We start from the raw sequence: 16600 nt of genomic DNA on the forward strand, positions 1-16600 counted from the left end.
TCAGGTAGTCCCGCAGCTTCTCTTCATTGCTCGCCATCGTGCTCCACTCCTCGCGCAAAAGCCGTGAACGGACCCGTCGCACGGGCCGGGTGGTCAGATCCCGAGTTCCTTGTCGATCAGGTCGAACATCTCGTCGTCCGTCGCCCCGTCCAGCTCCGCGATCGCGTCGTCCGACTCGTCGGCGGCGTCGGCGCCGGTCCACAGCGCCAGCAGTCCCCGCAGCTTCGCGGTGATCTCCGGGCCGGTCTCGCCGCCGGCCCCGGCCTGGGCCGCGAGGGCCCCCGCCAGCCGGTCGATCTCGGCGACCAGCCCGGACCCCGCACCCGGGTCACCGTCCGGGCCGACGAGTTCGCCCTCCAGGTACCGGGCGATGTCCACCGGGGCCGGGTAGTCGAACACCAGGGTCGCCGGCAGCCGGAGTCCGGTGACCGCGCCGAGCCGGTTGCGCAGCTCCACCGCGGTCAGCGAGTCGAATCCGGCCTCGCGGAACGCGCGGCTCGGGTCGACCGCCTCGGACCTGGCGTGTCCGAGGACCACGGCGGCCTGTTCCCGCACCACCTGGACGAGGGCCGCCGACCGTTCGTCGCCGCCCAGTCCCGCAAGCCGCTGCCGCAGCGCGTCGGCGTCCGCCCCGGAGGCGGCGTCCCGCAGCGCGGCGTCGGCCTCCGGGATCTCCCCCAGCAGGGCGGTACCCCGCCCGGCGGTGAAGGCGGGGGCGAAGCGCGTCCAGTCGACCCGTGCCACGACGGCGACGGGATCGCCGGAGCCCACCAGTCGCTCCATCGCCGCCAGGGCGGGCTCGGGGTCCAGCCCGGTCAGACCCCGGCGGCGCAGATACTCCTCGACACCGCCGTCGGCCGCCATGCCGTCCTGCGCCCACGGTCCCCACGCCACGGACGTGGCGGGAAGCCCGGCCGCCCTGCGCCGCTCGGCGAGGCTGTCCAGGTAGGCGTTGGCGGCGGCGTAGTTGCCCTGGCCCGGCGAGCCCACGGCGCCCGCGAAGGAGGAGAAGAGCACGAACGCCGACAACTCCCGGTCCCGGGTCAGCAGGTCGAGGTTGCGGGCGGCGACCGCCTTGGAGCGCAGGACGGCCGCGAAGCGCTCCGGGGTGAGCGCCTCCACGAGCCCGTCGTCGAGGACACCCGCGGTGTGCACCACCGCGTCCACGGGGTGCTCGGCCAGCAGGGCGGCCAGGGCGTCCCGGTCCGCCGCGTCGCAGGCGGTCACGGTCACCCGTACGCCCGAGGCGGCGAGTTCGTCGCGCAGACCCGGCGCGCCGGGCGCGTCGAGGCCGCGCCGGCTGGCCAGGACGAGGTGCTCGGCTCCCCGCGCGACGGCCCAGCGGGCCACCCGGGCGCCGAGCGCACCCGTACCGCCCGTGATCAGCACGGTGCCCGAGGGACGCCAGCCCGCGCCGAGCTCACCGGGTGCCGCACGGCCGAGCCTCCGGCCGAGGACACCGGTCGCGCGGATCGCCACCTGGTCCTCTCCCGAGCGGCCCAGGAGCACGCCGACGAGGCGGCCCACCGTGCGCCGGTCGACGAGCTGGGGAAGGTCGACCAGACCGCCCCAGCCCTCCGGGTGTTCCAGCGCGGCGACCCGGCCCACTCCCCAGACCGCTCCCTGTGCCGGGTCGGGCGGCAGGTCGGACCGGTTCACCGAGACAGCGCCTCTGGTCAGGGCCCACAGCGGACCGGCGATACCGGCGTCCCCCATGGCCTGGACCAGTGCGGCGGTGGCGGCGGGGCCGGCCGGAACATCGCCGGCGTCCTCGTCGTACGGCTCGGACAGTGCCAGGAAGGACAGGACACCGGCGACCGGCCCGTCCGCCGCCGCCACGGTCAGGAGCGTGGCGAGCGCGGCCCGGTCGGCGCCGGGCTCCCGCACGACCTGTACGAGCTCGGCCCCGTACGCCGCAAGCCCCTCCAGTACCGCGGCGCCCCACGCGTCGTCGCGCAGCGAGGCGGGGAGCACGGCCAGCCAGCGGCCGGGGAGCCCGCCACCGGACACCGCGCCGAGCGGTTTCCAGTTCATGGAGTAGAGCCAGTCGTCGACCCTGGACTGCTCCTGCTGCCCCCGCCACCACGACGACAGGGCCGGCAGCAGCCCGTCCAGCGCGTCCGGGGCCACACCGAGCGAGTCGGCCAGCGTACCGGCGTCGCCCCGCTCGACGGCGGTCCAGAACGCGGCGTCCGCGCAGTCGGAGGTGCCCGTCGCGGACGGACCGCCCAACCTGGCGCCGTCGGGCCAGAAACGCTCGCGTTCGAAGGCGTAGGTAGGCAGGTCCACCACGGTCGCCCCGGCCGGAGCGTAGACGGCGGCCCAGTCCACCTGCCCGCCGTGCAGATGCAGCCCCACGACCGCCGAGAGGAGTGAGTGGGCCTCGGCGCGGTCCTTGCGCAGGGCCGGGGTCAGCAGAAGCCCCCGGTCCTCACTGTCGAGAACACCCTGAGCCAGCGCGGTCAGCGTTCCGTCCGCACCCAGCTCCACGAACCGCGACACACCCTGCTCGGCCAACCGCCGCACCGCACCGGCAAACCGCACCGGCCGACGAACATGCTCCACCCAGTACTCCGGCGAAGCCAGCTCCTCGACCGTGGCCACCTCCCCGGTGACGGTCGAGACGATCGGGACCCGCGGCCGCCCATACGACAGACCCTCGGCCACCACCCGGAAATCCTCAAGCACCGGCTCCATCAACGGCGAGTGGAACGCATGACCCACCCGCAACGCCGTCACCTTGCGGCCCCGGCCACGGAAACCCTCCGCGATCCCCTCCACCGCCTCCGCCGCACCCGAAACCACCACCGACTGCGGCCCGTTGACCACCGCGATACCCACCTCGTCACCGAGCAGCGGCAGCACCTCGTCCTCCGTGGCCTGCAGCGCGACCATCGCACCGCCCTCGGGCAGCGCCTGCATCAGCCGACCGCGCGCCACCACCAGACGGCACGCGTCCGCCAGCGACCACACCCCCGCCACATACGCGGCGGCGATCTCACCGATGGAGTGCCCGGCGAGAACGTCGGGACGCACACCCCACGACTCCAGCAGCCGGAACAGCGCCACCTCGAGAGCGAACAGGGCGGGCTGGGTGAACTCCGTACGGTTCAGCAGCTCGGCATCCTCGCCGAACACCACCTCCCGCAGGCTGAAAGGCAGTTCCGCATCCACGGCGTCGAAGGCCTCGGCGAAGACAGGGTAGGAGTCGTGCAACTCCCGCCCCATACCGAGCCGTTGCGAGCCCTGCCCGGCGAACAGGAAGGCGAGCCGCCGGCCCGAGCGGCCGGGTGTGCCGGTGAGGACGGAGGGATCCTGCTCGCCGACCGCCAGTGCGCGCAGTCCACGCAGCAGTTCGGCGCGGTCGGCGGCGAGGACCGTTGCGCGGTGCTCCAGCCAGGGGCGGAGGGACGTCGAGAGACCCAGGTCGCTCGGGCGGAGTCCGGGGTCGGCGTCGACCTGGGCCCACAGCCGTTCGGCCTGGCCGCGCAGGGCGCCCTCGGACGCGGCGGACAGTGCGATCGGCGTGAGCGGCAACTCGTCCGCCGCGGTGCCCGGTTCGGAGCTGTCGGGCGCCGTGGGGAGGGGGTCGGGGGACTGCTCGATGATGACGTGGGCGTTGGTGCCGCTGATACCGAAGGACGACACGCCCGCGCGCCGCGGACGGCCCTGGGGCTCCGGCCACTCCGCGTTCTCCGTCAGCAGGGTGATGTCGCCGGCCGTCCAGTCGACGAACGGCGACGGCTCCTCGGCGTGCAGGGTGCGCGGCAGGACGCCGTGCCGCATCGCCATCACCATCTTGATCACACCACCGACACCGGCCGCCGCCTGCGTGTGACCGATGTTCGACTTCAACGAACCCAGGAGCAGGGGATGTTCGCGGTCCTGGCCGTAGGTCGCCAGCAGCGCCTGCGCCTCGATCGGGTCACCCAGCGGGGTGCCCGTGCCGTGCGCCTCGACCGCGTCCACGTCGGCGGGCGCGAGCCCGGCACCGGCCAGCGCCTGCCGGATCACCCGCTCCTGCGACGGACCGTTCGGCGCCGTCAGGCCGTTGGAGGCGCCGTCCTGGTTGACGGCGGAGCCGGCCACCACCGCGAGGACCCGGTGACCGTTGCGGCGCGCGTCCGAGAGCCGTTCCAGCACGAGCATGCCGATGCCCTCCGACCAGGCCGTGCCGTCGGCTCCGGCCCCGAAGGACTTGCAGCGGCCGTCGGAGGCGAGGCCGCGCTGCTGGCTGAAGTCGACGAAGGTGTCCGGCGTGGACATCACCATGACGCCGCCGGTCAGGGCGAGATCGCACTCGGCGGCCCGTAGCGACTGGGCGGCCAGGTGAAGGGTGACCAGCGAGGAGGAGCACGCCGTGTCCACCGTCATCGCCGGGCCCTCCAGGCCGAAGGTGTAGGCGATACGGCCGGAGTGGACACTGCTGGTGTTACCGGTGAGCAGGTAGCCGTCGGAGTCGTGCTCGCCCTCGCGCAGGCAGGAGTTGTAGTCCTGCCCCATGACACCGGCGAACACCCCGGTGCGGCTGCCGCGCAGCGCGGTCGGGTCGACGCCCGCCCGTTCCAGGACCTCCCAGGACACTTCCAGCAGCAGCCGCTGCTGCGGGTCCATCGCCAGCGCCTCACGCGGCGAGATCCCGAAGAGTCCGGCGTCGAAGGACGCGGCGTCGTAGAGGAAGCCGCCCCGGCGGACATAGGTCCTGCCGAGCCGGCCGGGCTCGGGGTCGTACAGCGCCTCCAGGTCCCAGCCGCGGTCCGTCGGGAAGTCACCGATCGCGTCGCCGCCCTCGCTGACCAGTCGCCAGAGGTCCTCGGGCGATTCGACGCCGCCGGGGAAACGGCATGCCATGCCCACGATGACCACCGGGTCGTCGTCCACTCCCTTCCAAACGGGCAGTCCCCCGCCCCGGGCCTCGGGGGAGTCGCCGCCGAGAGCGGCCAGCAGATGCCGGGCGAGCGCGACGGGCGAAGGGTGGTCGAAGACGAGGGTGGCGGGCAGCCGCAGCCCGGTCGCCGCGTTGACGCGGTTGCGCAGTTCGACCGAGGTCAGTGAGTCGAAGCCGAGTGTCCTGAAGGCCTGGCCGGGTTCCACGTCGGCGGCGGAGGCGTGGCCGAGTACCTGGGCCACCAGACCGGCGACCTGCTCCAGCAGGAACGGTTCGCGTTCGGCGGAGGGGAGGGCCAGCAGCCGGTTCCGCAGTGCGGCGCCGCCGGTGCCGTGGCCGCCGGTGTGCGCGGTGCGCCGGGCCGGGCCGCGCACCAGGTGCCGCAACAGGGCGGGGACTTCGGGCAGTTCGCGCAGTGCACGCAGGTCGAGTTCGACCGGGAGCAGGAAGGAGGGCTCGGCGTCCTCGAGGACGGCGTCGAGGACGGCGTCAAGGACGGCGAGGCCCTTCTCGACGGCGAGCGGCCTGACGCCTCCGCGCGCCATGCGGTTCAGCTCCGCTTCGGAGAGCTCCGCGGTCATGCCCCTCCCCGGTGCCCAGGGGCCCCAGGCGAGCGAGACCGCGGGCAGACCGAGGTTCCGGCGGCACCGGGCGATGGCGTCCATGTAGGCGTTGGCGGCGGCATAGTTGGCCTGTCCGGCGCCGCCGAAGGTGGCGGAGACCGAGGAGAACAGGACGAACGCGGCCAGGTCCAGGTCGCGGGTGAGCGCGTCGAGATGTTCGGTCGCGTCCGCCTTGGGACGCAGCACCGTGAGCAGCCGTTCCCCGGTGAGGGACGTCAGCACACCGTCGTCGACGACACCGGCGGTGTGGATCACTCCGGTCAGCGGACGGTCGGCCGGGACCGACGCCAGCAGGCTCTCGAGTGCCTGCCGGTCGGCCACGTCGCAGGCCGCGACGGTGACGTCGGCGCCCAGATGAGTGAGTTCGGCGGTGAGTTCGGCCGCGCCCGGTGCCCCGGGTCCGCGCCGGCCCGCCAGCAGCAGGTGGCGTACGCCGTGCTCGGTGACCAAGTGACGTGCGATCAGGGAGCCCAGTCCGCCGATGCCTCCGGTGACGAGGACGGTGCCGTCCGCGAGGCGCACGGTGCTGTCCGCGAGGCGCACGGTGTTGTCCTCGCCGGCGAGGTGGGCACCGTCGGTGGCGGGGGCGGGCAGGGGGGCGGGGACCAGCCTCGGAACGAGTACCTCGTCCCCGCGGACGGCCAGCTCGGTCTCGGCGGCAGGGAGATCCGGTCCGGCGAGCAGGGCGACCAGGGTGTCCCAGGCTCCGGGGGTGCCGTCCAGGTCGGCCAGTGCGAAACGGCCGGGGTTCTCCGTACGGGCCGAGCGCACCAGGCCCCACACAGCGGCCAGCACCGGATCCGGCTGCTCCTCCGGCCGTACCGCCACGGCACCTCGGGTGACGACGACGAGCCGGGCCTCGGCGAGTTCGTCGGCCGCCAGCCAGTCCTGTACGAAGGCGAGCGCGGCCGCGGTGACGCCGTGGGCCACGGCGGAGGAACCGGCCGGCGAGGTGCCCGCGGGGCCGCTCCACGGCAGCAGCACGGTCCGGGGGACGGGACCGCCGTCGTGCACGGCCCTCGTCAGCTCCGCCCAGGTACGGGTGAGCGTGGCGGGGCGCACGGCGGCCGGGTGGTCGTCCGGGGCCGCGTGGTCCGTCAGCAGCACCGTACGGCCGTCCCCGGGCGCCGCCGCATCGGCGGGGTCCGGAGCCGGGGCCGTGAAGGGCAGCGCGGTCCAGTCGATCCGGTACGTCCCGGTGGGGGCGGCCGGGCCCGAACCGCCCGCCCCTTCGGTGGGCGCCTCCCGCAGCGCCAGCGATTCGACGGCGGCGACCAGGCCGCCGGACGGGTCGGCGACGTACAGGGACACCTCGTCGGGTCCGGCGGGTACCACCCGTACCCGCAGGGCACGCGCCCCGCCCGCGTACAACGACAGCCCGCGCCACGCGAACGGCAACCGTCCGGGGCCCGTGTCGCCGAGGGGACCGAACAGGACGGCGTGCAGGGCGGAGTCGAGCAGGGCGGGATGCACTCCGAAACGGCCCGCGAGTGCCTCGTGCTCCTCCGGCAGGACGACTTCGGCGAACACCTCCTCGCCGCGTCGCCACACCCGCCGCAACCCCTGGAACACCGGGCCGTACACCAGCCCGGCAGCCGCGAACCGGTCGTACACGTCGGTCACGGGGCGGGGCTCCGCGCCCGGCGGAGGCCACTCGGCGAGGGCGGACGCCGCGTCGTGGTGTGTTTCCGCCGCCGTGTGCGCGGCGAGCACGCCGTCGGCGTGCAGCACCCACGGGGTGTCGTCCGAGGCGTCCTCGGGGCGTGCGTGCATCTCCACGGTGCGGCGTCCCGCGTCGTCGGCCACGCCGACGGTGACCCGCAGGCGGACCATGCCCGGTTCCGGCACCAGCAGCGGCACCGCGATCGTCAGCTCCTCGACCCGCGTGCACCCCACCTGGTCGCCGGCGCGCAGCGCCAGCTCGGCCCAGCCCGTACCCGGGAAGACGACCGCGCCCAGGACGTCGTGGTCCCGCAGCCACGGGTGTGACCTCAGCGCGAGGCGCCCGGTCAGCACCGCTCCCCCGTCGGCGAGTTCCACGGCGGCGCCCAGCAGCGGGTGCGCGGCCACGTCGAGCCCGGCGGCGGCCAGGTCGCCCGGGTTCTGCGACGGCTGTGGCCAGAACCGCTTCCGCTGGAAGGCGTACGTCGGCAGCTCGACGAGGCGGGGGCCGTCGGCCGGGAGGACGGCACGCCAGTCCACATCGGCGCCCGCGGTGAACAGGGTGGCGAGGGCGGTGAGGGCGGACGGTGTCTCAGGCCGGTCCTTGCGCAGCACCGGCGCCAGCACCGTGGCCTCGGTGTCGTCGAGGGAGGCCTGGGCGAGGGCGGTGAGGGTGCCGTCCGGGCCGAGTTCCACAAAGCGGCCGGCGCCCTGCCCGGCGAGTGTTTGGACGGCGTCGGCGAAACGCACCGGGCGGCGCACATGGGCGACCCAGTAGTCCGCCGACATCAGCTCGTCCGAAGTGGCGCTCTCACCGGTCACCGTGGAGACCAGGGGCAGCTTCGGACGCTCGTACGACAGACTCTCCGCGACCTTGCGGAAGTCCGCCAGCATCGGCTCCATCAAAGGTGAGTGGAAGGCGTGACTGACCCGCAGCGCGGTGACCTTGCGGTCCTGGACGCGGAAGCGGTCGGCGACCTCCTCGACAGCTTGCCTCGTACCGGCGATCACCAGCGCCTGAGGGCCGTTGACCGCCGCGATACCCACCTCGTCACCAAGGAGAGGCAGCACCTCGTCCTCGCCGGCCTGCAGGGCGACCATCGCGCCGCCGGACGGCAGGGCCTGCATCAGCCTGCCCCGCGCCACCACCAGACGGCACGCGTCCGCCAGCGACCACACCCCCGCCACATAAGCCGCCGCGATCTCACCGATGGAGTGCCCGGCCAGCACGTCCGGCCGCACACCCCACGACTCCAGCAGCCGGAACAGCGCCACCTCGAGAGCGAACAGGGCCGGCTGCGCGAACTCCGTACGGTTCAGCAGCTCGGCATCCTCACCGAACACCACCTCCCGCAGACCGAAAGGCAGTTCCGCATCCACGGCATCGAAGGCGTCCGCGAAAACGGGATAGGTGTCATACAACTCCCGCCCCATGCCGAGCCGTTGCGAGCCCTGCCCGGCGAAGAGCAGTGCCGTCTTCCCTGCACGTGTCTGCCGACCGCGGATGAGACCCGGTGCGTCATCCCCCTCCGCCAGCGCGCGCAGGCCCGTCAGCAGGTGGTGGTGGTCGGCGGCCAGGACCACCGCACGCTGTTCCAGGACGGTCCTGGTGGTGACGAGCGCCCGGGCGGTGCCGGGGAGGGAGAGGTCGGGGTGTGCCTCCACGAAGGCCGCCAGATTCCCGGCCTGAGCCGGCAGACCGCCGCCGGCCGCCGACAGCACCCACGGCAGCACCGACACCTCGTCGCTTTCGGTGCTCTGCGCAGCCACCCCCATGTCGGGAGCCTGTTCGAGGATGACGTGGGCGTTGGTACCGCTGATACCGAAGGACGAGACACCGGCCCTGCGCGCACGGTCCGTCTCAGGCCATGCCCGCTGCTCCGTCAGCAGCTCGACCGAACCAGCGGTCCAGTCGACATGGGAGGACGGCTCCTCGGCGTGCAGGGTCCGCGGCAGCACACCGTGCCGCATCGCCATCACCATCTTGATCACACCACCGACACCGGCGGCCGCCTGCGTGTGACCGATGTTCGACTTCAACGAACCCAGCAGAAGCGGGTGTTCGCGGTCCTGACCGTAGGTAGCCAGCAGCGCCTGCGCCTCGATCGGGTCCCCCAACGGGGTGCCCGTGCCATGCGCCTCCACCGCGTCCACGTCGGCAGGCGCGAGCCCGGCACCGGCCAGCGCCTGCCGGATCACCCGCTGCTGCGACGGACCGTTCGGCGCGGTCAGTCCGTTGGAGGCGCCGTCCTGGTTGACGGCAGAGCCGGCCACCACCGCCAGCACCCGGTGACCGTTGCGGCGCGCGTCCGAGAGCCGCTCCACCAGCAGCAGGCCCACACCCTCCGACCACGCCGTGCCGTCCGCACCGTCCGAGAACGCCTTGCACCGGCCGTCCACCGCCAGCCCCCGCTGCCGCGAGAACTCCACGAACATCTCCGGCCCCGCCATCACCGTCACCCCACCGGCCAGCGCCAGATCACACTCACCCGACCGCAACGCCTGCACCGCCAGATGCAACGCCACCAACGACGACGAACACGCCGTATCCACCGTCACCGCCGGACCCTCAAACCCGAACGTGTACGCGATACGCCCCGACGCCACACTGCCCGTCGAACCGGTCAGCAGATAGCCGTCGGAGTCGTGCTCCCCGGCGCGCATGCAGGAGCCGTAATCCTGTGTGATCGCGCCGGCGAAGACGCCGGTGCGGCTGCCGCGCAGGGTCGCCGGGTCGATACCCGCCCGCTCCAAAACCTCCCACGACGTCTCCAGCAGCAACCGCTGCTGCGGATCCATCGCCAACGCCTCACGCGGCGAGATCCCGAACAACGAGGAATCGAACAGAGCCGCGTCGTACAGGAACCCGCCCTCACGGACATAGGTACGACCAGGCGTCCCCGGCTCCGGATCATAGAGACCATCCAGATCCCAGCCACGGTCGGACGGGAAACCACCGATGGCGTCACCGCCCCCGCTGACCAGCCCCCACAGATCCTCCGGCGAACCCACCCCACCAGGGAACCGGCACGCCATCCCGACGATCACCACCGGATCGTCACCCACACTCGTCAGCGCGGGCAGCGCCGGCGCCATGTCGACGGTTTCCCGTTCGTCCGACAACTCGGACAGGAGGTGCCGTGCCAGGGCGGCCGGGGTCGGGTAGTCGAAGACCAGAGTGGCCGGGAGCCTCATGCCGGTCGCCGTGCTCACACGGTTGCGGAGCTCCACCGAAGTCAGGGAATCGAAGCCGAGGGCCTTGAAGGCTTGGTCGGCCTCCAGATCGGCGGGGGACGCGTGGCCGAGGACTGAGGCGGCCTGCCCGCGCACGAGGTCCAGCAGGAACTTCTCGCGCTCGGCCTCGGGAAGCCCCCTGACCCGTCGACCGATGTCGGCCACTCCTCCGACCACGGCCTGGGCCTCCGCGGCCCGACGTGCGGGCGCGCGCACCAGAGCCCGCAGCAGACCGGGTACCGGTCCTCCCCTGCGGAGCGCCGCGAGGTCGAGGTTGATCGGCAGCACCGCCGCCCTTTCGAGCGCCGGGCCGATCTCCAGGGCAGCGTCGAACAGTTCGAGGCCTTGCTCGGGGGCAAGCGGCCGCATGCCCTCCCGCGCCATGCGCCGCAGGTCTGCCTCGGTCAGTTCGGCGGTCATGCCCGCACCGGGCGCCCACGGGCCCCAGGCAAGGGACACCGCCGGGAGACCCGACGCACGGCGGCGGGCGGCGAACGCGTCCAGGAAGGCGTTCGCGGCCGCGTAGTTGGCCTGGCCCGCGCTGCCGAACGTCCCCGCGACGGAGGAGAAGACCACGAAGGCGGACAGGTCGGCGTCCCCGGTCAGCTCGTGCAGATGCGTGACCGCGTCCGCCTTCGGCCGCATCACCGCGGCGAGTCGCTCCTCGGTCAGGGAGGACACCACACCGTCGTCGACGATGCCTGCCGTGTGCACCACGGCAGTCAGCTGACGTCCAGCCAGCACGGCGGCCAACTGGTCACGGTCGGCCACGTCCAGTGCCGCCACCTCAACCTCGGCACCCAAGTCACTGAGCTCCGCCACGAGTTCGGGGGCACCCGGGGCGTCGAGTCCACGGCGGCCGGCCAGCAGCAGATGCCGTACACCGTGCTCGGTCACCAGGTGGCGGGCCACCAGCGCACCCAGACCACCCGTGCCACCGGTCACCAGGACGGTCCTGTCCGGATCCAGGGATGCCGGGACGGTCAGCACGACCTTGCCCACATGGCGGGCCTGCGACAGATAACGGAACGCCTCCGGAGCCCTGCGCACATCCCAGCACGTCAACGGAAGCGGCTTGAGCACCCCCGCCTCGAACAGAGCCACCAGCTCGGCCAGCATCCGGCCGATCCGCTCCGGCTCCACGTCCATCAGGTCGAACGCCCGGTACATCACACCGGCGTGCTCAGCGGCCACCGTCTGCGGATCACGGACATCGGTCTTGCCCATCTCCAGGAACCGGCCGCCCCGCGGCAGCAGACGCAACGACGCGTCCACGAACTCACCCGCCAGCGAGTCCAGTACGACATCCACACCGCGACCACCAGTAGCCGCCAGGAAAGCCGACTCGAACTCGGTGTCCCGCGACGAAGCGATATGCCCCTCGTCCAGACCCAGCTCCCGCAGGGCATCCCACTTGCCCGCACTCGCCGTACCGAACACCTCCGCACCCAGATGCCGCGCCAACTGCACAGCAGCCATCCCCACACCGCCCGCAGCCGCGTGCACCAGCACCGACTCACCGGACTGCACAGCCCCCAGATCGGCCAGCGCGTAATACGCCGTCAGGAACACCACCGGCACCGACGCCGCCTCAGCGAACGACCAGCCCTCCGGCACCCGCGCCACCGTCCGCGCATCCGCCACCGCCACCGGCCCGAACGCACCCGAGAACATCCCGAACACCCGGTCACCCACCGCCAGCCCCGACACCCCAGGACCGACCTCGGTCACCACACCCGCACCCTCCAGACCGAAGTCCTTCGCATCACCGGGATACATACCGAGCGTGTTGAGGACGTCCCGGAAGTTGACACCCGCCGCACGCACGGCGATACGCACCTGCTGATCCGCCAACTCCTCGGAAGAAACACCGCGCAGGGCCAGCCCCTCCAGCGTGCCCTTCTCCACGATGTCCAGCCGCCACCCGGACTCCCCCGCCGGAACCGCCAGCACCCCACCGGACACCGCACGCACCAACCTCGGCACGAAAACGGACCCGGCGCGCACCGCGAACTCGGCCTCACCAGAGGCCAGCGCACCGCCCACCACAGCCCAGGACTCCTCCGTGCCGTCCACGTCGACCAGCACGAACCGCCCCGGATTCTCCGCCCGTGCCGCCCGCACCAGACCCCACACCGCCGACAGCGCCGGATCCGCAACCCCACCGTCCCACGCGACCGCACCCTCGGTGACGACCACCAGACGCGCACCCTCGAACCGCTCCTCCGCCAGCCACTCCGTGAGGAGGCCGAGGACCCGTGTGGTCAGCGCGTGGGTGGCCTCGGCGGTGTCGGCGGCGGCCGGGCACTCGACCCGGAGGAGCACATCGGCGGGCAGGCTCTCGTCGGGTTCCGGCAGAGCGGTGTGGGCGGCCGCCGGGGCGGGCCCCGGGCTCGCGGGGACCTTCACCCAGTCGGTCTGGAAGAGGCTGTCGACGTGACGGGTGTCCGCGTTCGCCAGCTCGCCGGACGCCTCCCGAAGCACGAGCGACTCCACCGACGCCACCAACCCACCAGCCGGATCGGCAAGTTCCAACGCCACCGCGTCCGACCCCAGCACTACCATCCGCACACGCACCGCACGCGCACCCGACGCCCACAACGACACCCCGGACCACGAGAACGGCAACCGCGCCCGCCCCTCACCGAACACCGACGTGAACATCACCGCGTGCAACGCCGCATCCACCAACGCCGGATGCGCCCCGAACCGCTCCGCCCCTTCCTCGTGCCCCTCCGGCAGAGCGACATCCGCGAAGACCTCGTCGCCGCGCCGCCACACACCGCGCAAGCCCTGGAACACCGAACCGTACGACAACCCCAACCCGGCGAAACGCTCGTACACCCCCTCCACCGGCTCCGGCACCGCGTCCCGCGGCGGCCACACACCGAAATCGAAACGGTCGGCGGGCGGCACGTCCGAGGACGCGGACAGCGCACCGGTCGCATGGAGCGTCCACGGATCGGAGTCGAGAGCGTCCTCGGCCAGGGAGTGGATCTCCAGGCTGCGGCGGCCTGCGCCGTCCACTGCACCCACCCGCACCTGGACCCGGACCCCACCCCGCTCCGGCACCACCAACGGCACCGCGACCGTCAGATCCTCCACCCGGTCACAACCCGCCGACTCACCCGCCCGCAACCCCAACTCCAGGAAACCCGTCCCCGGAAACACCACCACACCCGCCACCACATGATCCCGCAACCACTCCTGAACGCCGCACGACAAACGCCCCGTCAGCAGCAGACCATCACCACCCGCCAACTCCACCGCCGCACCCAACAACGGATGCCCCGCCGCACCCAACCCCACCGCACCCAGATCCCCGAGCGTCGAGCCCGTGTCCCGGGACCAGAAGCGGCGCCGCTGGAACGCGTAGGTGGGCAGGGGCACTTGCTCCTGGTCGGGAGCGGTGGGCTCCTCCTGGGGGAACGCCGTCCGCCAGCGGACCGGAAGACCGCCGACGTGGAGCTGGGCCAGGGCCTCGAGCAGGGTCTCGGGCTCCGGGCGGTCCTTGCGCAGGACGGTGGCGAAGACTTCGGAGCCGCCGTCCAGGCAGCTCTGGGCCAGGGCGGTCAACTGGCCGTCGGGGCCCAGTTCCAGGAGTCGGCCGGCCTTGCGTTCCGCCAGTGCCCGTACGCCGTCGGCGAAGCGGACCGGTTGGCGGACGTGCCGCACCCAGTAGTCGGGAGAGGTGAGTTCGTCGCGTTCGGCCGGGCGGCCGGTGACGTTGGAGACCACGGCGATGCGCGGGGCACTGTAGGTGAGCGTCTCGGCCACGGCCCGGAAGTCGTCGAGCATCGGTTCCATCAACGGCGAGTGGAAGGCGTGGCTGACCCGCAGCGCGGTGACCTTGCGGTCCTGGGCGCGGAAGTGGTCCGCGATCTCCTCGACCGCCTCCGCCGCACCCGAGATCACCACCGACTGCGGGCCGTTGACCGCCGCGACACCCACCTCGTCACCGAGGAAGGGCAGCACCTCGTCCTCCGTGGCCTGCAGCGCGACCATCGCCCCGCCCTCGGGCAGCGCCTGCATCAGCCGACCGCGCGCCACCACCAGACGGCACGCGTCCGCCAGCGACCACACCCCCGCCACATACGCCGCCGCGATCTCACCGATGGAGTGCCCGGCCAGTACGTCCGGACGGACGCCCCACGACTCCAGCAGCCGGAACAGCGCCACCTCGAGGGCGAACAGCGCCGGCTGTGCGAACTCGGTTCGGTCCAGCCGGTCGGCGTCCTCGCCGAACACCACCTCCCGCAGGGCGAAGGGAAGTTCCGCGTCCACGGCGTCGAAGGCGTCGGCGAAGACGGGGTACGCCTCGTACAACTCCCGTCCCATGCCGAGCCGTTGTGAGCCCTGGCCGGTGAACAGGACGGCCAGTCGTCCACCGGGCCGGACGGTTCCCGTGATGGTGTGGGGATGGGGCTCGCCGGCGGCGAGGGCGGTGAGGCCGGTGCGGAAGTCGTCGAGGGTTCTGCCGGTGAGTACGGCCCGGTGTTCGAAGGTGGAGCGGGTCGTGACCAGGGCGTGGCCGATGCGGGCCGGGTCGGGGTGGGGTCCGTCGTCGAGGTGGGCGAGCAGGCGTGCGGCCTGGGCGTGCAGTGCGGCGCGGCTGCGGGCGGAGAGCACCCAGGGCAGGAGGTGGTCGCCGGTCGGCTGCTTCGGGGCGGCGGGGGAAGCGGCGTGCGAGGGTGCCGGTTCCGCCTGGCCGGTTCCGTCGAGGGGCTCCGGCGCGGGCGCCTCTTCGACGATCATGTGGGCGTTGGTGCCGCTGATACCGAAGGAGGAGACGGCCGCGCGGCGGGGTCGGTCGTCGTGGCGGGGCCAGGCCTGTTCGAGGGTGAGCAGGCGCAGGTCGGCGGCGGTCCAGTCGATGTGCCGGGACGGCTCGTCGGCGTGCAGGGTGCGGGGAAGCAGGCCGTGGCGCATGGCCAGGACGAGCTTGATGACCCCGGCGACGCCGGCTGCGGCCTGCGTGTGTCCGATGTTGGACTTCACCGAGCCGAGCCACAGGGGGCGGTCCTCGGGGCGTGCGGCGCCGTAGGTGGCCAGCAGCGCTTCCGCCTCGATGGGGTCGCCGAGGGGGGTGCCGGTGCCGTGGGCCTCGATGGCCTCGACGTCGTCCGCGGACAGGCCGGCGTCGGCGAGGGCGGCGCGGATGACCCGTTCCTGAGCCGGGCCGTTGGGGGCGGTCAGGCCGTTGGACGCGCCGTCCTGGTTGACCGCGCTGCCGCGGATCACGCCGAGGACGGGGTGCCCGTTGCGGCGGGCGTCGGAGAGGCGTTCCAGGAGCAGCATGCCGACGCCCTCGGCGGGCCCGAAGCCGTTGGCGGCGGCGGAGAACGCCTTGCAGCGGCCGTCGGCGGCGAGCGCGCGCTGCCGTCCGAAGTCGACGAACATCTCGGGACCGGACATGACGGTCACACCGCCGCCGAGCGCCAGGTCGCACTCGCCTGAGCGCAGGGACCGTACGGCGAGGTGGAGGGCCACCAGCGAGGACGAGCAGGCCGTGTCGACGGTGACGGCGGGTCCCTCCAGGCCGAAGGAGTAGGCGATACGGCCGGAGGCGACGCTGATGGTGCTGCCGGTGAGCAGATGGCCGCCGAGGTCGGCCTGGGAGTCGTGGGAGCGCGGCAGGTAGTCCTGGGCGATGGCGCCGACGAACACTCCGGTGGCCGAGCCGCGCAGGGAGGCCGGGAGGATGCCCGCGCGTTCCACGGTCTCCCAGGAGGTCTCCAGGAGGAGCCGTTGCTGCGGGTCCATGGCCTGGGCCTCGCGGGGCGAGATCTCGAAGAACTCCGCGTCGAACAAGGGCGCTTCGTGCAGGAAGCCGCCTTCGCGGACGTAGGAGGTTCCGGGGCTGTCGGGGTCCGGGTCGTACAGCGCGTCGAGGTCCCAGCCGCGGTCGGCCGGGAAGGGGGTGACGGCGTCGGTGCCGGAGGCCAGGAGCCGCCACAGGGCCTCGGGGCTGTCTGCCCCGTCGGGGAAGCGGCAGCCCATGGCGACGATCGCGACGGGTTCCTGCTGCTGTTCCTCCAGGTCCTGCAGACGTTTGCGTGTCTGACGAAGGTCGGCCGTGACCAGTTTGAGGTAGTCCCGCAGCTTCTCTTCGTTGCTCGCCATTCGATGCCACTTCCTTGGAGGAGCCCCCGAGGGGATCCGGAGACGTCGGGTCCTGAGCGGTCCGGGGTCG

The 16600-nt window shown here is 72.8% G+C and carries 1 protein-coding gene; it reads right to left on the bottom strand.

Features of this window, described 5'->3' with window-relative positions:
• Positions 1-93 precede the first annotated feature (93 nt).
• Entirely contained in the window at positions 94-16530 is a 16437-nt protein-coding gene (locus ACYQ8Q_RS05115) for a type I polyketide synthase (RefSeq protein WP_460062315.1), read from the bottom strand.
• Between the last annotated feature and the right edge of the window lie 70 nt (positions 16531-16600).

It is taken from the genome of Streptomyces sp. YKOK-I1 (assembly GCF_054660435.1).

What these genes read in the sequence shown, in the direction of transcription:
- ACYQ8Q_RS05115 (WP_460062315.1), bottom strand. Translation starts at nt 16,530, where the DNA reads ATGGCGAGCAACGAAGAGAAGCTGCGGGACTACCTCAAACTGGTCACG.